This is a genomic window from Rhodospirillales bacterium, from assembly GCA_014323865.1.
Taxonomy (GTDB): domain Bacteria; phylum Pseudomonadota; class Alphaproteobacteria; order SP197; family SP197; genus SP197.
Map to the genome: position 1 here is coordinate 170363 of JACONG010000006.1, position 21783 is coordinate 192145.

At 62.7% G+C, this 21783-nt stretch carries 24 protein-coding genes and 1 tRNA gene; 1 reads left to right on the top strand and 24 read right to left on the bottom strand.

The features are described 5' to 3' along the window. Positions 1-31 precede the first annotated feature (31 nt). From GDA49_03445 to GDA49_03500, 12 genes are all read right to left on the bottom strand, one after another. Entirely contained in the window at positions 32-1432 is a 1401-nt protein-coding gene (locus GDA49_03445) for a malonyl-CoA decarboxylase (protein ID MBC6439467.1), read from the bottom strand. Further along, complete coding sequence (locus GDA49_03450; protein ID MBC6439468.1) at positions 1429-2856, bottom strand: NAD(P)H-hydrate dehydratase; 1428 nt, start codon at positions 2854-2856, stop codon at positions 1429-1431. Before GDA49_03450 ends, GDA49_03445 begins: the two co-directional genes overlap by 4 nt. A 50-nt stretch (positions 2857-2906) precedes the next feature. After that, a complete protein-coding gene (locus GDA49_03455; protein MBC6439469.1) occupies positions 2907-3614 on the bottom strand; it encodes a class I SAM-dependent methyltransferase in 708 nt (235 codons plus the stop codon). Between the two features lie 9 nt (positions 3615-3623). Then, positions 3624-5042 carry a deoxyribodipyrimidine photo-lyase gene (locus tag GDA49_03460; GenBank protein MBC6439470.1) on the bottom strand — a complete coding sequence of 473 codons (1419 nt, stop codon included), beginning with the start codon at positions 5040-5042 and terminating at the stop codon, positions 3624-3626. Positions 5043-5299: 257 nt separating this feature from the next. Then, positions 5300-5376 (bottom strand) — tRNA-Pro (locus GDA49_03465). A gap of 51 nt (positions 5377-5427) precedes the next feature. Then, positions 5428-5871, bottom strand: a complete 444-nt coding sequence (locus GDA49_03470; GenBank protein MBC6439471.1) for a MerR family transcriptional regulator — start codon at positions 5869-5871, stop codon at positions 5428-5430. 8 nt (positions 5872-5879) lie between these two features. After that, positions 5880-6194, bottom strand: coding sequence for an integration host factor subunit alpha (locus GDA49_03475; GenBank protein MBC6439472.1), 315 nt, complete (start codon positions 6192-6194; stop codon positions 5880-5882). Positions 6195-6342: 148 nt separating this feature from the next. Continuing rightward, positions 6343-7311, bottom strand: a complete 969-nt coding sequence (locus GDA49_03480; GenBank protein ID MBC6439473.1) for a ketoacyl-ACP synthase III — start codon at positions 7309-7311, stop codon at positions 6343-6345. Between the two features lie 5 nt (positions 7312-7316). Beyond that, complete coding sequence (plsX, locus tag GDA49_03485; protein MBC6439474.1) at positions 7317-8366, bottom strand: phosphate acyltransferase PlsX; 1050 nt, start codon at positions 8364-8366, stop codon at positions 7317-7319. Between the two features lie 37 nt (positions 8367-8403). Beyond that, positions 8404-8589 (bottom strand): 50S ribosomal protein L32, encoded by a 186-nt coding sequence (rpmF, locus tag GDA49_03490; GenBank protein MBC6439475.1) that lies wholly within the window; start codon positions 8587-8589, stop codon positions 8404-8406. A gap of 69 nt (positions 8590-8658) precedes the next feature. Further along, a complete protein-coding gene (locus GDA49_03495; GenBank protein MBC6439476.1) occupies positions 8659-9189 on the bottom strand; it encodes a DUF177 domain-containing protein in 531 nt (176 codons plus the stop codon). A gap of 49 nt (positions 9190-9238) precedes the next feature. Beyond that, a complete protein-coding gene (locus GDA49_03500) occupies positions 9239-9787 on the bottom strand; it encodes a ubiquinol-cytochrome C chaperone family protein (protein MBC6439477.1) in 549 nt (182 codons plus the stop codon). 108 nt (positions 9788-9895) lie between these two features. Between GDA49_03500 and GDA49_03505 the strand changes: the two genes are divergently transcribed. Further along, positions 9896-10393, top strand: a complete 498-nt coding sequence (locus GDA49_03505) for an outer membrane protein assembly factor BamE (protein MBC6439478.1) — start codon at positions 9896-9898, stop codon at positions 10391-10393. A 436-nt stretch (positions 10394-10829) separates the two neighbouring features. On the opposite strand, the gene GDA49_03510 is transcribed toward GDA49_03505, so the two are convergent. From GDA49_03510 to rpiB, 12 genes are all read right to left on the bottom strand, one after another. Then, positions 10830-11582, bottom strand: coding sequence for a hypothetical protein (locus tag GDA49_03510; protein MBC6439479.1), 753 nt, complete (start codon positions 11580-11582; stop codon positions 10830-10832). Positions 11583-11654: 72 nt separating this feature from the next. After that, complete coding sequence (locus GDA49_03515) at positions 11655-12260, bottom strand: hypothetical protein (protein ID MBC6439480.1); 606 nt, start codon at positions 12258-12260, stop codon at positions 11655-11657. Between the two features lie 880 nt (positions 12261-13140). After that, complete coding sequence (locus GDA49_03520; protein ID MBC6439481.1) at positions 13141-15222, bottom strand: sodium-translocating pyrophosphatase; 2082 nt, start codon at positions 15220-15222, stop codon at positions 13141-13143. 158 nt (positions 15223-15380) lie between these two features. Next, positions 15381-16415 (bottom strand): thiamine-phosphate kinase, encoded by a 1035-nt coding sequence (gene thiL / locus GDA49_03525; GenBank protein ID MBC6439482.1) that lies wholly within the window; start codon positions 16413-16415, stop codon positions 15381-15383. Further along, the gene (gene nusB / locus GDA49_03530) at positions 16348-16836 is read right to left on the bottom strand and encodes a transcription antitermination factor NusB (GenBank protein MBC6439483.1); all 489 of its coding nucleotides are present in this window, start codon (positions 16834-16836) and stop codon (positions 16348-16350) included. Before nusB ends, thiL begins: the two co-directional genes overlap by 68 nt. Beyond that, entirely contained in the window at positions 16833-17273 is a 441-nt protein-coding gene (ribH, locus tag GDA49_03535; GenBank protein MBC6439484.1) for a 6,7-dimethyl-8-ribityllumazine synthase, read from the bottom strand. The genes nusB and ribH overlap by 4 nt, the downstream gene beginning before the upstream one ends. Positions 17274-17291: 18 nt before the next feature. Beyond that, positions 17292-17624 (bottom strand): VOC family protein, encoded by a 333-nt coding sequence (locus GDA49_03540; protein ID MBC6439485.1) that lies wholly within the window; start codon positions 17622-17624, stop codon positions 17292-17294. A gap of 7 nt (positions 17625-17631) precedes the next feature. Continuing rightward, a complete protein-coding gene (locus tag GDA49_03545; protein ID MBC6439486.1) occupies positions 17632-18243 on the bottom strand; it encodes a riboflavin synthase in 612 nt (203 codons plus the stop codon). Between the two features lie 11 nt (positions 18244-18254). After that, positions 18255-19469, bottom strand: coding sequence for a bifunctional diaminohydroxyphosphoribosylaminopyrimidine deaminase/5-amino-6-(5-phosphoribosylamino)uracil reductase RibD (gene ribD, locus GDA49_03550; protein MBC6439487.1), 1215 nt, complete (start codon positions 19467-19469; stop codon positions 18255-18257). Then, positions 19354-19839, bottom strand: a complete 486-nt coding sequence (nrdR, locus tag GDA49_03555; protein ID MBC6439488.1) for a transcriptional repressor NrdR — start codon at positions 19837-19839, stop codon at positions 19354-19356. The genes ribD and nrdR overlap by 116 nt, the downstream gene beginning before the upstream one ends. Positions 19840-19851: 12 nt before the next feature. After that, a complete protein-coding gene (locus GDA49_03560; GenBank protein MBC6439489.1) occupies positions 19852-21162 on the bottom strand; it encodes a serine hydroxymethyltransferase in 1311 nt (436 codons plus the stop codon). Positions 21163-21207: 45 nt separating this feature from the next. Beyond that, a complete protein-coding gene (rpiB, locus tag GDA49_03565) occupies positions 21208-21657 on the bottom strand; it encodes a ribose 5-phosphate isomerase B (protein ID MBC6439490.1) in 450 nt (149 codons plus the stop codon). Positions 21658-21783: the final 126 nt, after the last annotated feature.

A 21783-nucleotide genomic window follows, 5' to 3' on the forward strand; every position in this document is an offset into this window, starting at 1 on the left:
TCTCGATTGCAGCCCCTCGCAACCGCGAGCGTCATGCTTCGTCGCGTCGCGCAAGCCGCGCCAGCGAACGAACATCGGCCGATGCGGGAATCTTGCCCTTCGTGACGAAGGCCTCGTGGTTCTGGGCGATGTCATTGAGCCGGTAGAGATAGTTGACCATTAGGCCGGCCGATTCCGCGAGCCCCTTGGCGGAGAGATCACCCATCCAGTTGATCCGCTCGACCCGGGCACCGTTCGAGAGATGGAACCGGGCCACGGCATCGACCGGGCGATCGCCGCGCTTCTCATCAATGAGGTAACGTGCGCCAAGCACCATGATCTGCTGGCGCCAGGCACGCAGGGCTTCCCGGTCTTCGGATTCGACCGCCTTCGCAAGTGCTTCTGGCGCGATGCCCGACTCCAGACCGGCTGGCGCAAAGCCAAGCTGGCGCGCTTCGGCAAGATGGCCCTCGAGCCAGCGTCGGAACCCAGGCATGGGCGAGAGCGTCGCGAATGTCTTGAGGTTCGGCAGCTCGCGACGCAGCTCGTCGACGACACGTTTGATGAGGAAATCGCCCAGGCTGACCCCCGCAAGTCCGCGCTGCGTGTTGGAGATCGAGTAGAAAATCGCCGCTTCGGCTTCAGTCGGCGCGGTCAGGGGCGCATCGGGGTCGAGCAGACGCTGGACACTGCCCGCCATGTTATCGACCAGCGCGACCTCGACGAAGATGAGCGGCTCATCCGGGATATTCGGATGGAAAAAGGCAAAGAGACGGCGATCACTCTCCAACCGGTTCTTGAGGTCGTTCCAGTTCTGGATGCGGTGAACGGCCTCGTACGCAATCAACTTCTCCAGAAGCGACGCCGGCGAATCCCAGTTCAGACTGCGGAGTTGCAGAAAGCCGACGTCGAACCAGCCCGACAGGAGGCGCCGGAGATCGTCGGCGACCCGGAGCAGAATAGGTTCCTCTCGACGATGTGCCAGCGCGTCGGCCCGTATGTCGACGAGGAACTTCAAGCCGTTGGGAAGACCGTTGAACTGGGTGAAGAGCCGCATCCGCGACGGCTCGGTCGCATCGCGCAGCGAGGTCGCAAGGGCGCGCTGTGTGCCAGTGTCCTCAGCCTGCAGCAGGGCCGAGGCCTCACGCTCGACCTCGTCGAGATCGACGTCGAACTCTTCTGCGAGCATGACCAGAAAACGGCGCTGACCGTCACGATCAAGCGCCAGATAGTGTTGGCCGATCCCAGCCGCCCGACCGCGTGCCAGCGCTTCGCCCCCCTTTCCCTTGATGCAGGCCTGAATGCGTTCACGAAGACGCTCCCGGGCCTCATCGGGAAGACCGGGCCTGACGGATCCGGACACGCGAACCAGCGCGGCTTCGGCGATGTCCTGCCAGGCGGTGGAGAGCTGGGTCAGCGCCCGATCCCAGAACCCATCGTTACCGCCGGTCATGTATCCTCCGAAAGCAGACCACGCAGAACGGCGGGCACGGCCTCCGGCAAATCTTCCGCGATGAGGCCGACACCGCAATGACGTCCGGTCTCGCCGTGAAGCCAGACGGCCATGGCTGCCGCATCGAACGGTGACCGGCCCTGCGCCAGCAGACCGCCGGCAAAGCCTGCCAACACATCCCCTGATCCGGCCGTCGCGAGATCGGCTGGCGCGTTGTCGTTGATCATCGCAGTTCCGTCGGGCGCAACAATGACGGTGTCGGGCCCCTTGAGCAAGACGGTCGCACCACAACGCTCCGCAGCCGAACGGACATCGTCGAGACGATTACCGGTCCACGCGAACAGCCGCTTGAATTCGCCCTCGTGGGGCGTCAGGAGACAGAACGCATGGAGCCGGGCAAACAGCTCGTCCGGACGGTCGGCGAACACCGTCAACGCATCGGCATCCAGCACCAGCGGCAGACCGCTCTCAAGGCCGGTGAGCACGAACTCACGGGTGCGATCGTGGACTCCCTGCCCCGGTCCGAGCACAAGCGCCGCGGCGCGCCGTTCCCTGATCAATTGCGTGAACGCGTCGGTATCGGCTGCCGGCGCCGTCATGACAGCTGCCTGTTGCGCCGCATAAACAAGCAGCGCCGAGTCCGGCACCGCGCAGGTTACAAGCCCTGCTCCGACACGAAGGCCGGCGCGTGCGGCAAGACGTGCCGCACCGCTCATGGCAATGCCACCGCCGGCCACCAGCAGATGGCCGCGCTTGTACTTGTGATCGCCGCTGTCGGGGCGCGGCCACGATGTCGACCAGGCGTCGGGACAGTTCCGAAACACATCCGGCGCCAAGCGCTCCACGGTCTCGTTCTTGATGCCGATGTCGACGACCACAACATCACCGCAGCGGCCCCGACCCGGATAGAGCAGATGACCGGGTTTCATGCGGCAGAACGTAACCGTGAGGTCGGCCGTTGGAGAGGCGCCGCGGATCGCTCCGGTGTTTCCGTCGACGCCGCTCGGAACGTCCACAGCAACGATGGGGCAGCCTGCGCCTTCCATGGCAGCGATCAAGCCGGGGTCGACGTCGCGCACCAGCCCTGCACCGAACAACGCGTCGACAATCAGGTCGGGATCGTCCGCAAGCACGTCCTCGATCATCGCAACGGTGCCCATCCAGAGTTCCGCCATTGATGCGGCATCGCCCTTGAGCGCGTCCCGCTTGCCCAGCAGACCGAGGCGCACGGTCCAGCCGGCTTCCGTGAGCAAACGGGCCACGACAAAGCCGTCTCCACCGTTGTTGCCGGGTCCGCAGAGAACACCGACGCGGCAGGTCGACCAGCGCTCCATGATTGCCGAGGCGATCGCCTGGCCGGCCCGTCCCATGAGCACGTGACCGGATGTTCCCGCCTCGATCGTCAGGCAGTCGGCCTCATACATCCGCGCAGTGTCCAGAACAGCGTGATCGCAGCGTGCGGGTGCCGTCGCCATCAGCTCAGCCTTTGCGGCACGATGTCGAGTTCGACACGCATGGGGTGGTCGAACCCGTCGCCACGCTCATTGCGTCCGAGTTCGAAACACCCGCGAGCCACCGGCACATCGACATCGGCGCGTCGGAAACCGGCGTAGGCTTGGCCGCAAACCCGCTCGCGCAAACCCTCATGGCTATCGTGTCCGAGACGATTGTTGAACCGAATCTCTCGCGCTCCCTCGAACCGTGGCGCGGCAACGTCCCGGGGTGCCTGCCTGGCCGACCTGCGCGCCTTGGTCTCGTCGTGAAACGGAAACATCAGCTCCGTGTGACTGCCGCCGAACTCCGACTCCAGAATGTAGAGGAACTCCGCGTCGGGCCTGAGCACCCGGATCGCCTCCTGCAGCGCCATGGCCGTGAGATGCCTGGAAACGTGATGCCACGACTTTGCGAAAAAGACACCATCCATTGATGCGTCCGCGCAGGGTATGGTCTCGGTGCCCGTCTGACGGAAGGCGATGGAAGGGCAAGCCAGCTCGTTCCGGTTGATCGCCGCCTGACCACCGGGCTCGGGCTCCCGGGTGACCACCTCGGTGCCGCGGGCCACGAGACCCCGGGCCGGGTCGCCGGCACCGCTGCCGGCGTCGACGACATGTAGTCCCGCGACGGCAACCAGGCTATCCGTGACTTCGAGGTCGGTCGTCAGTCCTTGAACGTCGGCCTTCATGGACATTGCTCAACGCTTGCCCTGGATATGCCGCGCATAGATGTCCAATGCACGCTGTCGTGCCCGGCCATGATCGATCATGGGTTGCGGATAGTCCTTTCCGAGCGCAATCTCCGCCTTGGCAAGAGCCATGTGAGGGATCGCCCACGGCTCGTGGATGTCCTTTGTGGAAAGACCGGACAGTTCCGGCAACCAGCGGCGCAGGTAGGCGCCGTCAGGGTCAAATCGGCGCGACTGCGCGACGGGATTGAAGACGCGGAAGTACGGCGCGGCGTCGGCACCCGACCCAGCGACCCATTGCCAGCCCGCGCTGTTGTTCGCAGCGTCGGCGTCGACCAGCGTATCGAGGAACCAGTCGGCTCCCAGGCGCCAGTCGATCATCAGATGCTTGGTGAGGAACGACGCCACGACCATGCGCACACGATTGTGCATCCAACCCGTCGTCCAGAGCTCCCGCATGCCCGCGTCGATCAGCGGATACCCGGTCTCGCCCCGCTGCCAGCGGCGCAGGTCGTCGGGTGCATCGCACCAAGGCATTGCATCGAATGCCGGTCGCAGGTTGGCGGTTTCCATTTCCGGATTGTGGAACAAGAGATGGTGGCTGAACTCGCGCCAGAGCAACTCCTTCATGAAGGTCGCGGGCCCCTCGCCCGGCTCGATCAGATCGATGGCGGCTGCCACCTGACGCGGGCCGATCTCACCGAAGTGAAGGTGGGGCGACAGCCCACTCGTTCCCGTAAGGGCGGGACGGTCCCGGTCCTGCGCATAAGTTGCCAGTCCCTGCTCCATGAACGCCTCCAGCCGAGCCTGTGCCTCGGCCTCGCCGGGCGACCACGCGGCGCGAAGACCCTGAGCCCAATCTGATGCCTTGAGGAGAAGCCCCATCGTCTCGATATTCAGAGAGACAGGCCATGAGGCCGGTGATGATAGTCCGCCGGGCGCGCCCTGCGGCGCATCGTGCCCCCTTGCCAGGCAAGCCTTCAAATAGGGTGTGAACACGCGGTACGGCGAACCGATGCCGGACTGGATTGTCCAAGGTTCATGAAGCAGGCCGGCGTTGAACGACGTGACTTCGAGCCCGGCGTCCTTGCCCCACGTCATGATATCACGATCCTGCGCAATCGTGCGCGGTTCGTAGCGCCGATTCCAGACCAGCGCCGAGGCAGCCGTCTCGGACACCAGACGCTCAAGCACCGCGCGCGGATCGCCCTGTGCGACGATCAGACGGCTTCCCTTGCTCCGAAGGGCCTGGTCCAGTACCGAGAGACTGCCGTGAAGCCACCAGCGCGACGCGCCGCCGGGAACGTCGAGACCGTCATCGTCGAGGATGTAGAGCGGCACAACGGGCCGACCGGTGTTCGCAGCCCATGTCAGTGCCGGGTTATCGGCGACTCTGAGGTCCCGACGAAACCACACGAGAACGGTCAAGGCCCGCTGCTGCCGTGCGCGGTCAGCCGGTTTCGCAGCCCATGGCGAGCTTTTCGATGTGCCTGCGGTCGATGATGTGAAGCGTGCCGTGGCGACGCTTCACAACGCCTTCGTTGGTCAGCTGACCGATCACCCTGGCCACCGTATCGGATGTCGTACCGGCCCAGAAGGGGATCTCCTCAAGAAACGGGAACGGGCACGCTAACTTGATCGCGAGGAATAACTAATGAAGACGAATGAAATCTGCATCGGCAGAGTGGTCGGAGCGGCAGGATTTGAACCTGCGACCTACGGTCCCCCAGACCGTTGCGCTACCAGGCTGCGCCACGCTCCGTCCTGACCCCCCTGGGGCCGACAGTTCCAGCCCAATCAGATATGATGTATCTCAAACGCGGGCCGCCAGCAACCGCTTGCAGGAATCGAGCTCGTCGACCGCCTTTTCGATCACCGAACGATCCGCAGCACCGAGCGCTGTGGCCACCGAAGCCGCCTCGACCCTGGCCTCCGGCACCGGCACGGCGGACTCGGTCTGCAAGGCCGTCACGCCGCCCTGCCGGATCAGGCGCTGCACGCCCTTGATCGTGTAGCCGTCGGTATGGAGCAGGCGCTTGATCTGACGCAGGAACGCAATGTCCTCGGGGCGATAGTAACGGCGACCGCCGCCCCGCTTCAGAGGGCGAATCTGATGAAACCTGGTCTCCCAGAAGCGCAAAACGTGCTGGGCGACATCCAGCTCCTCGGCGACTTCGCTGATCGTGCGAAAAGCGACCTTCGACTTGCTTCCACGGCGCGAGGAGCTGTTACTCTGATCGTTCTGCGCGGCCGCCATCGTCCGGCTTAGTCCTCACGCCTTTCGGCGTGGTCGTCGTTGATGCGATTCTTGAGGACATGAGACGCACGAAAGACCAGGACCCGGCGCGACGAGATCGTGACCTCCTCACCGGTCTTCAGGTTGCGTCCGACGCGCGATGCCTTGTCACGAACGGAGAAGCTTCCGAAGGATGAGATCTTGACTGTCTCACCCTGCGCGAGGGTTTCGGAGATCTCTCCCAGAACGCACTCGACAAGCTGAGCGGACTCGCTGCGGGAGAGCCCAACTTCATGATAGACGGCCTCGGTGAGGTCTGCACGAGTCACGGTTCTGTCCGCCATTGGCGAAGTATCCCCAGCGCCTTAAGGCAATAAGCTAACTGCAACAAGAAAATCCGTCAATATCAACTGGTTGCATCTGATATCTTAGGTGACGCCAAACACTTCTCAGGGGCTCTCGTTAATGTAAAGAACCAGGAATGCGGCGCAGTCACCAGCGAACCATGGCGGATCCCCAGGTAAACCCGCCGCCCATACCTTCGATCAGGAGGAGCTGCCCGCGCTCAATGCGTCCGTCGCCCACCGCCTCACTCAAAGCAAGCGGAATGGAGGCGGCAGAGGTGTTGGCGTGGCGCTCGATGGTCACCACTACATTCGCCTCGGTCATGCCGAGCTTTCGGGCCGTCGCATCAATGATACGGCGATTGGCCTGATGGGGCACCAGCCAATCTATATCGGCACCTTCCAGCCCGTTGGCCGTCAACGCCTCGTCGACGGCCTGCGCGAGGTTTACGACGGCATGCTTGAAGACATCCTGTCCCTCCATGCGGAGGCGACCGGCAAACTGGGTCTTTGACGGGCCACCATCGACATAGAGCATGTCCTTGTAGCGCCCATCAGCATGGAGATGCGTCGAGAGGATGCCCTGGTCGGAAGATGTCCCTTCACCGTCCTGCGGCACCAGCACCACGGCCCCTGCGCCGTCACCGAACAGAACGCAGGTGGTACGGTCCTCCCAGTCCAGGATGCGCGAGAAGGTCTCCGCACCAATCACAAGAGCGCCCTTCGACTGACCGACGCGGATGAAGTTGTCCGCCACGGCCAGAGCGTAGACGAAACCGGTGCAGACCGCCTGCAGGTCGAACGCGCAGCCCTGCGTGATACCGAGGTTGGCTTGGACCTGGGTCGCCGTTGCTGGAAAGGTGAGATCGGGCGTTGCCGTGGCGACGACGATCAGATCGATCGCATCGTCCGTGAGGCCGACATGGTCCAGGGCACGGCGCGCCGCCTGGGTCGCGAGATCGGAGGTCAGTTCGCCGTCGGCCGCGACATGGCGCTGGCTGATCCCGGTCCGGCTTCGGATCCACTCGTCGGAAGTGTCGAGACGAGCGGCAAGCTCCGCATTGGGAACGCAGCGTTCCGGCAGATAGGCACCACAGCCCGCGATGATCGAGCGGATCACCGTCACCGGGCCGAGACCCCGGCCGGCATGCAGGAAACCCTTCCCAGAAGCTCCACATCGCGGATGACCTTTTCGTTGAATCCTTCGGCCAGCATGTCGACGGCAAAGCCGATCGCGTTGGCATAACCCATGGCGTCGGTCCCTCCGTGGCTCTTCACAGCGACGCCGTTCACACCGAGGAACATGCCGCCATTGTAACGTCGGGGATCGACCCGGTTCTTGAGAGCGATGAGCGCCGGCTTCGCAAGCCAGTAGCCGAGCTTCGAGAACACCGAGCGGCGGAAGGTGGCCCGCAGGAAGCCGGTGTACATGCTGGCGGTGCCCTCGGCCGTCTTCAGGGCGATGTTGCCGCTGAAGCCGTCGGCGACCACAACATCGACCGTGCCTTCGGTGATGTCGTTGCCCTCGACGAAGCCATAGAACTCCAGGGGCAACTCCGCGGAACGCAGGATCTCGGCAGCCCGCCGGATCTCCTGATGACCCTTGCTCTCCTCGCTGCCGACGTTCAGCAGGCCCACAGATGGCCTGTGGATACCCTGAACGCTGCGGGCGAACGCCGCCCCCATGACGGCAAACTGAACGAGGTTCTCGGCGTTGCAGTCGATGTTGGCACCGAGATCAAGCATGACCGATTCGCCACGCTGCGTGGGAAACATTGATGCGATCGCGGGACGATGGATGCCGGGTAGGGTGCGCAGGGCAAGCTTGGCCATGGCCATGAGCGCACCGGTGTTACCGGCCGAGACAACACCTGCTGCATTGCCCTCCTTCACGTCGTCGATCGCCATGCGCATGCTCGACTGCCCGCCCTTGCGAAGGGCCTGCGAGGGCTTCATGTCGGGCTCAATGACCGTCTCCGCGGGCACGATCTCCGAGACCGCAGCGAGCTTGGGAAAGCGCTTCAGTTTCTTTTCCAACTTTTCGGACACCCCGAAGAGCCGGAACTCGGTGCCCGGATGACGGATGCGCGCGGCGTTCGCGCCCGCAACGACGATGTCGGGGGCACGATCGCCGCCCATCGCATCAAGGGCGATTACGTGGGCGGAGCTCATGACCCTGTCTCGATACCGTAACGGCGACGCGGAAGCGTCAGATGCTGCCCTTGGGCTCCGTGACCTCACGGTCGCGGTAGTAGCCGCAGGCCAGGCACACGTGATGCGGCAGCTTGATCTCGCCGCAGTTCGGGCACTCGTTCACGGAGGCGCCGACCAGTGCGTGGTGCGAACGACGATTATCCCGCCGTGAGCGGGTCACTTTCTTCTTCGGAACCGCCATGGGTTGCGCCTCTGATTTGTCTTGGGACTGCGCGGGCTATATCAGGCTTTCCGGGAGCGGACAAGCCGCTCAACCATCCTGTTTGAGCCCCTTGAGAACCGCGAACGGGCTTTTTCTTTCCTCGACTTCATCTGACGTGTAGCGCGGGTCGATTTCTGCCCCCGGTTTCCGCGGATAGGGGGCGAGAGCCAACCCGAAGTGCTCGGCCACCATCTCGCCGAGATCGATCGCGTCGTTCACCAACGGTTCCGGCGGTTCGTCAGCCCCGAGATTGAAGTCGATCGTTTCGTCGAACTCGCCGGTCGGGCGCACATCGGGATCGAAGACGACCTCGAAGCGTTCGTCGACGGCGATCTCGATCAGATCGAGCGACACAACACAGGTCTGGACCACGTCCGCGTGCATGACCGCGCCGGCAACCACCTGACGGCCGGACCGCACGATCGTGACGTCGGCCTTCAGCGATGGCAGAGCCGCCAAATCGAAGCGCACCGCAAGCACGTCGCGCTCCTCGGCCTCCGCAACGATCGTCAGATAATCGCTGTCCCCGTCCTCAAACCTGGAGACATCGAATGGTCGGGAGAATTCCACATCCGTCATGAGCCGTTCCTTCGGATTCGCGGCTGTCTTCAGCCACTGCTCCACCCTGTCAGGCCGTCTGAAGCCGTTTCATGGGTGAGAATGTCAGATCACCGGCCAGAAGCGAACCGGCCTCCTGGGGATCGAGATGCGCGACCTGCTCGCGAACACAGAGCGCCAGACGTCCTGCCGCCTCCTCGGCGCCGTTCACTGTGCCGTAGGCGTTGCGCACCAGGAACGCCGACAGGGCGGCATCGTCGTCAGCCACCAAGGCCTCATCCAGGTTGGCAGCACGTCCATAGAAGGCCTGCGCCATCTTCTTGATCCGGCGTCCGACGCTGAGGTCCCCGACGCCGATCTCCCGCAGGGCACGATCGAAATCGACGAACATGAAGTCGAACAACTTCTGTGAAAGCTCTTCGCCCTCCTCGCCCAGAGTGCGCAACCGCCGCATCACAAGAAGCGCATGCAGCACCACCATTTCGAAGCGGCCGTCGAGCGTGTCGGGCACACCGTACTCTGCATAGAGGATCGGATCGCGCGCCTGCGCCACGACCACGTCATGAAGTCTGCGGGTCGTCTCATCGAACCGCGAACGTGAGAAAAACTTGCCGAGCATGTGCGCATAAATCCGATATCGGGTTTTCTGACGGTTCAGGAATTGACACCATGGCGCTTGTCCCTGCACCGTCCAGGCATTAATTGGGATTGTGGATCAACGGGATCAATGAAGGCCTTGGGATTGGATCGGCACCGCCGTCGTGCATGGCGCAGCGCCCTTCTGGGCGTCGCGCTGGCCGGTACGCTTGCCACGAGTGCGTGTGAACCGCGTGTCAGCAATCACGGCTACGTCCCTGATCCCGACACGCTTGCGCGCATCGAGCCGGGCGTGCACAACAGGCTCGAGGTTGCCCAATTCCTCGGCACGCCCTCCACGACAACCCTGTTCGGCGCAGAAACCTGGCTCTACATCACGGAACTGCGGGAAGAGTACGCCTTCTTCGAGCCCGAGATAGTCGATCAGAACGTTGTCGCCATTGCTTTCGACGACAGCGGTATCGTTCAGGAAATCGCCAACTTCTCGCTGGAAAACGGCCTGGTCGTCGATCCGGTTTCCCGCACAACACCGACCTACGGCAAGCAGCTTGGCCTGCTCGAACAGCTCTTCGGCAACATCGGACGGTTCAACGCCGAAGGCCTAGCAGTCCCGATACCCGGAACATAGAGCGGGATCAATTTCATCGGGACGATATCCTGCGGCGGCGAAGACGTTCGTGCCGTGGCGTGAAGCGATCGATGATCGTTGCGATGGCCTCCCGGAGGTCATCGACCCACGAGGTCGAGATCATCGATGGTCCCTCCGGCAGCCTTTCGGAGCAGGGCCTTGAGCCCAGAGAAAGTTATCCCGAACGCTATCCCGATGGGGTCGATGCGCGGCCGGGCGTCGTTGGGTGTCGGGGAGCGCGGGCAGCAGTGGCCTGCCTGTGCGATCCCTGACAGGCCAGAACATAGGCGGGCCAGAATGTTGACATGCCAGAATGGATGGCACCCGGCCGGAATCTCATGCGGTTCCAGCCGGGTGCGTCAATCCGCTCTGCATCGGGTAGACACAGAGGATTTCAGGCGGCCATGCCGCCTGCTGAAATCTTCCTTACTGCATTTCAGTTCCGGGAATCGTTCTGGATAGCGTAGAACGCCCCGCCTTCGAACTCACCGAAAGTTTCGCCCCTCGACGAGAAGCCTCTAAGGGATCCGTATACGATTACCCTGACATCATCCGACTCGCTTGCGCCACCGAGCAAGTGACCTATATCTCTTGCGATACCGATCATACTCCCGCCGATGACACTTGTGTCGATGCTTGTATCCCCTTCCGTGAGGGTAATCGTACCATCCAGGAGGCCGTTAAACTGGTGCGACTGCTGAAGGAACGCTGCGATACCCGTGAGCGTCCCCGATACGTCACTGCCGTCAAGCCGGCTGAAATCGCCAGCGATTGTGAGATTGCCGATGACAGGACGATCCGGGAAGAGATTGCCCAACGTGACATATTCCATCAAGGTGGCTTGCGAAAAAGGAAACTCCGGCACGCGCGGAAGCTCGCGACCCTGGCGATGTGTCAAGATGAAATCGAAATTGTCGATTTGCTGGAGATGCTGCAACGGTTTGATTGTCGAACCTACACCAGACGGGATTTTGAGGCGGGCCAGACCGGATGTGATGTTGTTATTCCTGACGGCGAAAAACTCACCGTTGCGGATACGAAGAGGGTCTTCACCAACATCGACGATTTCGCCGCCCCGTCTTGTGCCTATAAGGTTGTTCTCAGTCTCAGGCGTGTAGGTTCCTTTAACCTTTCCGTACACCAGAGCCCGTTTATTTTCCCTGCCGTTCTTGTAAACCCTGCCTGCCATATCGGCATCGACGGTTATGTCACCAATTCTGCCGTCACTGAGATTGCCATCAAGGGTGCTGTTAATCTTGGTTCAAGTGGTGGTTCCGCTACCCTGAAGGGTCCCGTGAATCCTGCCACGACCGTTCCAGCCATTCTTCGCCTCACCGTACCGCGCGGTAAGTGAACTCGTAAGGCCTTCGTCTACAAACTCGCGAAAATTGCTCGCAAATGTCGTGACCCTGCGGTTAATGAAATTGGCGTTCACTATAAGACCGCCAACGAGATAGTTTCTGGCGTCATGTGCAATGTCATCTTCTGACGATGCAAAGTAGTCCATCTTTATATAACCCGTCAAGGTGCCCGTTCCAATCCGAACATTCCCCCTTGGAACTTCAAGAAGGCCAGATTCGACGGCTGTACCAATCAAAGCGAAATTGTCGACTTGCTTGAGATAGTCCCTCCGACCGATGGTTGCTTTTACCCCAGGTCGCTCATTGCGGGTAGTGAGGTCCAGGAGCGGCGGCCCGGAGCGAATGCTTCTCCTCGCGGTGACGAAAAACTCACCATCGCCCATGCTTATGACATTTATGTCCGGTATAACGCCAACTTTGCGGTTATGTCCGGTTACGGTATAATTTCCCCTAACGTCCCCATGCACAAGGGTTGCACCGTCGTTGTCGTAAACCTGACCTGCCATTTAGCATTGACGTGGACGTTCCTGTCTCCACCGTCATCGAGAATGCCTTGCAGATTGCTTGCAATTGTCGTTCGGGTGATGGTTCCGCTACCCGAAAGGGCCCCGTAAATCCTGCCACGCCCTTTCCAGCCACCGTTCGGGCTCGGATCATCACCGGAACTGTACCGACGAAAATCGCTTGCAATTGTCGTGACCGTACCCGCAGCGAAATCGGCACCGACTGCGAGATGGCCAACGAGATTGTCGGCGGAGACCCTTGCCCGAGAAATAGTTCGTCCTCATGTATCCGGTCAAGCTGCCTCTCCCGGCCGGGAGAGCCTGCGGGGCTGCGAGATTGCCAGCATCAACGGCTGTATCGATCATACTGAAGTTGGTGACTTGTTGACGATATACGGACGAGGTGATTCTTATATTTGGACCGGTTTCCCGATTACTTGCCGGACCACTTGCACCGTGTCTGATTTGAAGGCTGTCACTCGCCGGATCGGTCGTGCCCGGTACGGGGTCGGTGGGCATGGGCATTGTACTCTCCTGAGTCCAAGCGGAAACACCTGCAACCAGAAGTACGCTTGCGATAACGCTTGACAACGTGCTCACGGTCAACCTCCTCATGGAGTTTTTCAATCACGATCCGCCCTAGCCGATCAGGGCGGCGAAGGTCCAATCCGTAGCAACGCCCCATATCTCCCTCCCATGTCACCTGCGGGTACAGAATCATGGGGTGAAACGAAGGGGAATCCCCTTGTTCGGTTCAGATCAAGAGGGAAATCCTCCAGAGATGATATTTTGACTCAGAGAAGACATCCAACTTGTCTGAACCCGAAGAAAAACGTCTGCACATCCTTGACCGGCCCGTTCTTCGTCGCGTTGGATGGTGCGCTCAGGCCCAGCCACCCAGCATGGCGAGCATGAGCAGCGCCACGATGTTGATGATCTTGATCATCGGGTTCACGGCCGGACCCGCCGTGTCCTTGTAGGGATCACCAACCGTGTCGCCGGTCACCGCGGCATGATGGGCTTCAGAGCCCTTGCCGCCGTGATTGCCGTCCTCAATGTACTTCTTGGCGTTGTCCCAGGCGCCACCGCCCGAGGTCATCGAGAGCGCCACGAAGAGACCCGTGACGATTGTGCCCAGAAGCATCGCACCCAGCGCAGCAAAGGCCGCGACCTCGCCGGCGATGATGGCGATGATCACATAGAGAACGATCGGCGCCAGAACCGGCAGAAGAGACGGGATGATCATCTCCCTGATCGCCGCCCGGGTCAGCAGGTCGACCGCCCGGCTGTAATCGGGCTTGCCGGTGCCTTCCATGATGCCGGCGATCTCGCGGAACTGGCGGCGCACCTCCTCCACGACCGAACCGGCGGCACGACCGACCGCCTGCATGGCGAGCGAGCCGAAGAGGTAGGGCAGCAGACCGCCGATGAAGAGACCGACCACGACATAGGGGTCGCTCAGGTGGAAGTCGACGTGAAGATCCGGGAAGTAGTGTTCGAGATCCTCGACATAAGCTGCAAAGAGCACCAGGGCGGCAAGGCCGGCCGAACCGATGGCATAGCCCTTGGTGACGGCCTTGGTCGTGTTGCCGACGGCGTCGAGCGCATCGGTCGTCTTGCGCACGTCCTCGGGCAGCTCAGCCATCTCGGCGATGCCACCGGCGTTGTCGGTGACGGGGCCGTAGGCATCGAGCGTCACGACGACGCCGGCCAGTGCCAGCATGGTGGTGACCGTGATGGCAATGCCGAAAAGGCCCGCAACCAGGTAGCCGATCACGATGCCCGCGGCGATGACCAGCACCGGAAGCGCGGTGGCTTCCATCGAGAGCGCGAGACCCTGGATGATGTTGGTGCCGTGGCCTGTGGTCGACGCCTTGGCGATGACCCGCACCGGACGATACTCGGTCGAGGTGTAGTACTCTGTGATGACAATCAGCAGGCCGGTGATGACCAAACCCAGAATGCCACACCAGAACATGTCCCAACCGTTGAAGGTGAGGTCACCCACCTTGTGCTCCGTCGACAGGCCGACAACCCATTCCGTTACCGGAATGAAAAGGATCGCCGAGATCACCGCTGTGGCGATGAAGCCCTTGTAGAGCGCCCACATGATGTTCTGGTTGGAACCGAGCTTCATGAAGAAGTTGCCGATGACGGTGCCCAGGATGCAGGCGCCGCCAAGAGCCAGTGGGAAGACCATCATCTGCGCCTGCGCTTCGCCCGAGAAGAAGATCGAGCCCAGCAGCATGGTCGCCACGAAGGTCACCGCGTAGGTCTCGAAGAGATCCGCGGCCATGCCGGCACAGTCACCGACGTTGTCGCCGACGTTGTCGGCGATCACGGCCGGGTTGCGGGGGTCGTCCTCGGGGATACCAGCCTCGACCTTACCGACGAGGTCGGCACCGACGTCGGCACCCTTGGTGAAGATACCGCCGCCGAGACGGGCAAAAATCGAGATCAGCGAGCCGCCGAAGCCCAGTGCGACGAGCGCCTCGACGATCTCACGCTGGTCGACGCCCATGCCGAGCAGGACGACGTAGTAGACAGCGACGCCCAGAAGGCCGAGGCCGACGACCAGAATGCCGGTGACCGAACCCGCGTTCACGGCCACCGCCAGCGCCTTCTCGAGACTCGTGCGAGCCGCTTCGGCGGTGCGCACATTGGCACGAACCGACACGATCATGCCTATGTAGCCGGCCGCGCCCGAAAGGACAGCACCGATCGCGAAGCCGATCGCCTGGCTAATGCCCAGCAAAATGATGAGCAGGACGAAAATCACGACACCGGCGATGCCGATCGTCATGTACTGGCGATTCAGGTAGGCCTGCGCACCTTCCTGAACAGCGCCGGCAATCTCCTGCATGCGCTCGTTGCCGGCGCTGGCGGCCATCACCGCGCGACTGGCGTAGATGCCATAGGCAACGGCCACCACGCCGCAGACGATGGCGAAGTACAATGCATCCATTGTTCCGAATACTCCCCGGAGTTGGTCGGACCGGACGCGCCACGAGCGACAATCCGCCCGATCCCTGCAATCCGATCGTCAAAAGGTGCGCGAACATGCCAAATGCGTTGGCCGATTTCAATTGCTGCATTGCACAAAAACGGCGCGAATGCCCGGAATCAGCCCTCGTGACGCCAGCCGCTGCCGTCGATCTGCAATTCGAGGCCGTCGGCGTCCAGGATACGGATGCCCCTGCCCGCCAGACAACGTCCGATGATGGTCAGATCCGTTCCGCTCTGCGCGGCCATGTCCCGGAGTTCGCCGGTACGGCCGGGATCGAACGCGATCAAGAGTTCGTAGTCATCGCCACCTGTGAGGGCGGCTGGCCAACATGAGGGATCGCGATCGATCACCTCGCGGGCGGCCGAGGACAGCGGCACGGCAGCCTGGTCGATCTCGATGGCGAGCCCCGAACGTCTGGCCATATGTCCGGCGTCAGCGACGAGGCCATCAGACACATCAAGCGCGGCATGGGCCCTGCCCAGCAGCGCGGCCCCCAAGGCAACACGCGGTTCCGGCAGCCGATAACGCCGGACGAGAAACGCACGGCTTTTGTCGGAGAGCCCAGAGAGTACGTCCCGTCGAACCAGCAGTCCGAATGCACCATCCCCGATTGTGCCACTGACGGCGAGGTGATCGCCTGGCCGTGCGCCCGAACGCGCCAGAGACTGCCCGGCGGGAATCTCACCGATCGCGGTCAGCGACAGGGTCAGCACGCCCGAGGCCGTCGAAATCGTGTCGCCGCCAAGGAGTGAGAGGCCGTAGCGATCCTGATCGTCGGCCAGTCCATCCACAAAGGCGCGAAACCAGACATCATCGCGACGGCCGTCGGAGGCCAGCCCCAGGAGATAACCAAGCGGGCGCGCACCCATCGCCGCGAGATCGGACAGGTTGGTGCGCAGCAGCTTGCGCGCCACGTCGCCCGGCGGATCGTCGGCCAGGAAGTGCACGTTCTCGGTCAGGAGGTCCTTCGTCAGTGCCAGTTCCATGCCCGGCGTGGGCGTCAGAACCGCGCCGTCATCCGTGAGCCCCCGGGCTCCGTCTGCGACCGCGAGCGGCGCGATCAGACGATCGATGAGATCGAATTCATCCACCGGCCGCCGTCTCGAACTCGTGACCGCGCAGGAGGCGGGCAAGGCGGTCGAGCACGGCATTGATCATGCCGGGCTCACCACGCTCATAGAACGCATGGGCGATATCGACATAGTCGCTGATGACGACACGAGCCGGCACGTTGGGATTGTCCAGAAGCTCGTGGATCGCCGCACGCAGGATCGCGCGCATCAGCGACTCAAGCCGCGAAACGGACCAACCGTCCGCCAGCGCGCTGTCGATCATGCCGTCGAGCCGTCTGTCCCGATCGCCGGCCACGCTACGCACGATCGCCGTCAGCGCCTCGGGATCGACCTCGGCTGCAGCACCCTCGTCGTCCAGAACGGCTCCGCGGGTGGTCGCCGACGACAACGCCGTTTCGGTCGACGAGTCGTCACGGTCGATCTGATAGAGAGCCTGAACGGCGGCGAGCCGCGTGACGGTTGCGATCCGCCACGCCTCACGCTGCGTAGCGTCGGTCATCCGGTCACGCGCAGGGTCGCAGCCAGTTCGACCATCTTGATGCAGGCGACAGCGGCCTCCTTGCCCTTGTTCTTCCGCTCGGGATCCGCGCGCACTTCGGCTTGCTCAAGGGTGTCGCAGGTCAGAACGCCGAAGCCCACGGGCGCCATGTGCTTCATGGCGAGGTCGTTTATGCCGCGCGCAACCTCATTGCAGATGTGGCCATAGTGCGACGTCTCCCCGCGCAGCACACAGCCGAGCGCAAGATAGCCATCGTACTTGCCGGTCGCGATCGCCATGCGCATGCCGCCGGGAATCTCGAACGCGCCGGCAAGTTCAACGCGCTCGTAGGTCGCACCCCAGGCCTCGAGCTCGGTGATGGCGCCGCGCGCGAGATTGTCCGTGATGTCCTGGTAGTAGCGTGCCTCAAGAATGAGGATATGGGGCGTCGTGGCCATCGGTGACTCCTTGAGAGCTCAGCGCCGGTTGGAAAGCTGGAGGGCATGGCCCTCCGGATCCTTCCCATCACACAAATGAAGGTCGCCCGCCATCTTTACCTTGCCGAACCTGGCACCGCGGGCGTTGAGCGTCTCACGCTCGGCCGTGACATCGTCGCAAACGAAGACGATCTTGGGCATGCGCGGTGGCGCCTTGTCGCGTCCGCCGCTGTGAAGCGCAATGTTGCTGCCGCCGGCATCGAACTCGCGCCAGTCCTTCCCCGGGCCGGACAACTCCTCGAGACCCAGGACGTCGCCGTAGAACGCAGCGGCCTTCTCCATATCGCGCACGAACAGGACAATGCGGCCCATGCGCATCTCAGCGCCTCCCGTGGCACGACTGCAGCATGCGCTCCATGTAGCGCGCCAGCATGTCGATCTCCAGATTGACCGGATCGCCGGTCTTGAGGCGGCCGAACGTGGTCACCTCCTGCGTATGCGGGATGATGTTCACTCCGAAGGTGCAGCCATCGGCATCATCGTCAACGCCATTGACCGTCAACGAGACACCGTCGATGGCAATCGAGCCCTTCTCTGCAATGAAGGCTGCGACCGAGACGGGCGCATGAAAGGAGAAACGCGTCGAATCGCCGTCGGGCTCGACCGAGGTCACGCGGCCGATCGCATCCACATGGCCGGAGACCAGATGCCCGCCCAATTCGTCGCCCATCGCCAGCGATCTCTCGAGGTTGATTCGGGTGCCCTCGCGCCACGTCCCGATCGTCGTGCGCGACAGGGTTTCGGCCGAGACGTCGACGAAGAACACGCGGTCCTTCCTGGCGACGACCGTCAGGCAGGGGCCGGAACAGGCGATCGAGGCACCGATTGCAATGGATTCGAGGTCGCAGGCGGTCTCGATCGCAAAGCGGACGTCGCCGCGCTGCTCAATGGCGCGCACGGTACCGAGATCGGTGACGATGCCTGTGAACATGCTTCCGCTCCTCACTCCCTGACGGCATCGAGCATGACGAGGCCGTCGTCGCCGACACGGTCGGCATGGCGCACCCGCCACGATGCGGCCCGCGAAATCGAGTCGATCCCCATCGCCCGCACCGCCGGCGTTCCGTCGTTGCCGAGCAGGGCCGGCGCGCTGAACCAGGCCAGTCTGTCGACGAGGTGATCGGCAAGAAAGGATGTTACGAGACGGGGTCCACCCTCGATCAAAAGACGGGTCACGCCCCGGCCACCGAGCTCGCTCAGGATCAGCGCGGTGTCGAGCCGACCGTCATGCCTTCGCCCCACCTTGGCGATCTCGACTCCGGCTGACGCCAGGCGCTGCTCCTGCTCGGCGGGCACGTCGTTGCCGCACAGGACCAGGAGCGGTGTCTCCCGAGCGGAAAGAACCAGACCGGACTGTTCCGGCAGACCAAGCCCGCTGTCGACAACGACCCTGAGGGGCGAATGGTCGCTCATGCCCGGCAGCCGACAGGTCAGAACGGGATTGTCGGCCAGTGCCGTACCGCTGCCGATCATGACGGCGTCGTGGTTCGCGCGCAGCAGGTGACCTCGTGCCCGGGCTTCGGGACCGGTGATCCACTTGCTGTCCCCCCCGGCCGTCGCGACCCGGCCGTCGAGCGTAGCGGCAATCTTTGCCGTGACAAGCGGTCGTTCGCGGACGATGCGGGACGCGAAGCCGGCATGGATGTCGGCGGCCTCGGCGGCCAGGGATCCCTCGTCGACAACCACGCCGGCCTCGATCAGCCGGGCAAGACCCTCGCCCGCTGTACGCGGATCGGGATCACGCATCGGAACGACGACACGGGCGATGCCCGCCGCGATCAACGCATCGCAGCACGGACCGGTCTGCCCCTGATGGGCGCAGGGTTCGAGCGAGACATAGGCGGTCGCGCCCCGGGCCGCCTCGCCCGCCTGCTTGAGCGCTTCGGTCTCGGCATGGGGTCGGCCACCGCGCGCCGTGACGCCACGACCCACAACACGGCCGTCGTGCACGATCACGCAACCGACGGAAGGATTGGGCCAAGTCTGTCCCAAGTGGCGCAACGAAAGCGCCAAGGCCGCCATCATGTGGCGGCGGTCTTCGTCAGTCGTCGTCGCGGTGCCGCCTGCCAACGTGTTCCTCCCCGTCGAGCTGTTCGACGAACTGCTCGAAGTCCCTGGCTTCGCGGAAGTTCCGGTAGACCGAGGCAAAGCGGACATAGGCGACAGGATCGAGGTTCGACAGCCCTTCCATCACCATCTCGCCGATGACGCTGGAGGGAGTTTCGGCCTCGCCCATGCTCTCGAGCCGGCGCTGAATGCCGGACACGAGACGCTCGACACGCTCGGGATCTACCGGACGCTTGCGGATCGCAATCTCGACCGAACGGGCCAGCTTTTCGCGGTCGAACGGCGCACGGCTGCCGGTCTTCTTGACCACCGTCAACTCACGTAACTGAATCCGTTCGAATGTCGTGAATCGACCGCTGCAGTTCAGGCACTGCCGCCTTCTACGAATCGTCGCCCCGTCTTCTGTAGGCCGCGAGTCCTTGACCTGTGTCTCTTCGTGACCGCAGAAGGGGCACCGCATTACCGACCTCGTCTAACTCAGATCCATAGCTTCATAGACTGGGAACTTGTGGCAAAGGTCCAGGACCTTCTCGGCAACCTCCTGCTCCGCTGCGCTGTTGTCCTCAGGATTGGCGGCCAGACCATCGAGCACCTTGACGATCAGCTCTCCAACCTGACGAAACTCTGCAACGCCAAACCCCCGCGTCGTACCCGCCGGCGTACCCAGGCGAATGCCCGACGTCACCATAGGCTTTTCCGGGTCAAAGGGAATGGCGTTCTTGTTGCAGGTGATCCGCGCGCGATCAAGGCTCTTGTCAGCGATGTTGCCGGTCACGCCCTTGGGCCGCAGGTCGACCAGCATTACATGGGTGTCGGTGCCGCCCGAAACGATGTCGAGACCACCATCGACCAGCGAGGCCGCCAGCGCCTTGGCGTTGTCGACCACCGCCTGCGAATAAGCCTTGAACTCGGGCTGCAGCGCCTCGCCCAGCATGACGGCCTTGGCCGCGATGACATGCATGAGCGGGCCGCCCTGAAGGCCCGGGAACACAGCCGAGTTGAATTTCTTCCCCAGTTCCTCGTCGTTCGAGAGGATCATGCCGCCGCGGGGGCCACGAAGGGTCTTGTGAGTCGTAGTCGTGCAGACATGGGCATGCGGCAGCGGGCTGGGATGCACCCCGGCTGCGACGAGACCGGCGAAGTGCGCCATGTCGACCAGCAGATACGCACCGACCTTGTCGGCGATCTCGCGCATCCGAGCGAAGTCGATGATCCGGGGGATCGCCGAGCCGCCGGCGATGATCAGCCTGGGCTCGTTTTCGACCGCCAGCCGCTCCAGGTCGTCGTAGTCGATCTGCTGCGTCTCCGGGCTCACGCCGTAGGCCACGGCATTGAACCACTTGCCGGACTGGTTGGGTGCCGCGCCGTGGGTCAGATGTCCGCCATGGGCCAGCGACATGCCGAGCATGGTATCGCCGGGCTGAAGCAGCCCCAGAAACACGGCGCCGTTCGCCTGCGCACCCGAATGCGGCTGGACGTTCGCATAGTTGCAGTTGAAGAGTTGCTTGGCGCGGTCGATGGCGATCCGCTCGACCACATCGACGTGCTCGCAGCCGCCGTAGTAGCGGCGCCCGGGGTAGCCTTCGGCATACTTGTTGGTCAGGACCGTGCCTTGCGCTTCCATCACTGCCGTCGAGACGATGTTCTCCGAAGCAATCAGCTCGATCTGATCCTGCTGTCGGCGCAGTTCGCCCTTGATGGCATCCAGCACATCGGGATCTGTGTCAGCCAAGCTCCGGGTGAAGAAGTCACTGGCGGTATGGTGTTCAGCCGCGAGGGACATGGTCGTGATCTCCAGAGAAGTCGGGGAAAATCGGGCACATTTCTATCAGACACCCGGGGGGGGCGACAACTTGTCGACACGCCTCTGGTGGCGACCGCCTTCAAACGACGTCTCGACGAACACTTTGAGACAATCTTTGGCCGTTTCCGGCCCGATCAGGCGTTCGCCCATGGCAATGACATTCGCATTGTTGTGCTGTCGGGTCAGGCGCGCCGACGTGACGTCATGGCAAACGGCCGCCCGGACATGCTCATGGCGGTTGGCCGCGATCCCGATGCCGATGCCGGTACCGCAGACCAGAACGCCAAGGTCAGCCAAGCCGTCGGCCAGCGCATTGGCCAGCAAATCCGCAAAATCGGGATAGTCGACGGGGTCCGGTCCGTCGGTGCCCAGATCGAGGGTCTCGTGACCCCAATCCCTCAAGGCCTCGTCCAGGATCGTCTTCAGTGTGGTGCCGGCATGGTCGGACGCCAGGACCAATTTGATCTTGCCCACGCCATCCCCCAAATGCAGTAGCGAAGGGTAGCGTTCATACCATATCGAGTCGCATCGACCAAACGACTCCAAACCAGAAAGAAATGGATCGGTATTGAGTGAATAAATACAAATGAATGTTGGGAA

Excerpts from the sequence above, each read along its gene's own strand:
- GDA49_03445 (MBC6439467.1), bottom strand. The coding sequence starts at position 1,432 with ATGACCGGCGGTAACGATGGGTTCTGGGATCGGGCGCTGACCCAGCTC.
- GDA49_03450 (MBC6439468.1), bottom strand. The coding sequence starts at position 2,856 with ATGTATGAGGCCGACTGCCTGACGATCGAGGCGGGAACATCCGGTCAC.
- GDA49_03455 (MBC6439469.1), bottom strand. The coding sequence starts at position 3,614 with ATGAAGGCCGACGTTCAAGGACTGACGACCGACCTCGAAGTCACGGAT.
- GDA49_03470 (MBC6439471.1), bottom strand. The coding sequence starts at position 5,871 with ATGGCGGCCGCGCAGAACGATCAGAGTAACAGCTCCTCGCGCCGTGGA.
- GDA49_03475 (MBC6439472.1), bottom strand. The coding sequence starts at position 6,194 with ATGGCGGACAGAACCGTGACTCGTGCAGACCTCACCGAGGCCGTCTAT.
- plsX (MBC6439474.1), bottom strand. The coding sequence starts at position 8,366 with ATGAGCTCCGCCCACGTAATCGCCCTTGATGCGATGGGCGGCGATCGT.
- rpmF (MBC6439475.1), bottom strand. The coding sequence starts at position 8,589 with ATGGCGGTTCCGAAGAAGAAAGTGACCCGCTCACGGCGGGATAATCGT.
- GDA49_03495 (MBC6439476.1), bottom strand. The coding sequence starts at position 9,189 with ATGACGGATGTGGAATTCTCCCGACCATTCGATGTCTCCAGGTTTGAG.
- GDA49_03500 (MBC6439477.1), bottom strand. The coding sequence starts at position 9,787 with ATGCTCGGCAAGTTTTTCTCACGTTCGCGGTTCGATGAGACGACCCGC.
- GDA49_03505 (MBC6439478.1), top strand. The coding sequence starts at position 9,896 with ATGAAGGCCTTGGGATTGGATCGGCACCGCCGTCGTGCATGGCGCAGC.
- GDA49_03510 (MBC6439479.1), bottom strand. The coding sequence starts at position 11,582 with ATGGCAGGCAGGGTTTACAAGAACGGCAGGGAAAATAAACGGGCTCTG.
- GDA49_03515 (MBC6439480.1), bottom strand. The coding sequence starts at position 12,260 with ATGGCAGGTCAGGTTTACGACAACGACGGTGCAACCCTTGTGCATGGG.
- GDA49_03520 (MBC6439481.1), bottom strand. The coding sequence starts at position 15,222 with ATGGATGCATTGTACTTCGCCATCGTCTGCGGCGTGGTGGCCGTTGCC.
- thiL (MBC6439482.1), bottom strand. The coding sequence starts at position 16,415 with ATGCCGTGCTCGACCGCCTTGCCCGCCTCCTGCGCGGTCACGAGTTCG.
- nusB (MBC6439483.1), bottom strand. The coding sequence starts at position 16,836 with ATGACCGACGCTACGCAGCGTGAGGCGTGGCGGATCGCAACCGTCACG.
- ribH (MBC6439484.1), bottom strand. The coding sequence starts at position 17,273 with ATGGCCACGACGCCCCATATCCTCATTCTTGAGGCACGCTACTACCAG.
- GDA49_03540 (MBC6439485.1), bottom strand. The coding sequence starts at position 17,624 with ATGGGCCGCATTGTCCTGTTCGTGCGCGATATGGAGAAGGCCGCTGCG.
- GDA49_03545 (MBC6439486.1), bottom strand. The coding sequence starts at position 18,243 with ATGTTCACAGGCATCGTCACCGATCTCGGTACCGTGCGCGCCATTGAG.
- ribD (MBC6439487.1), bottom strand. The coding sequence starts at position 19,469 with ATGTCCGCTTTGCCTCGGTCTACCGGAACTTCCGCGAAGCCAGGGACT.
- nrdR (MBC6439488.1), bottom strand. The coding sequence starts at position 19,839 with ATGCGGTGCCCCTTCTGCGGTCACGAAGAGACACAGGTCAAGGACTCG.
- GDA49_03560 (MBC6439489.1), bottom strand. The coding sequence starts at position 21,162 with ATGTCCCTCGCGGCTGAACACCATACCGCCAGTGACTTCTTCACCCGG.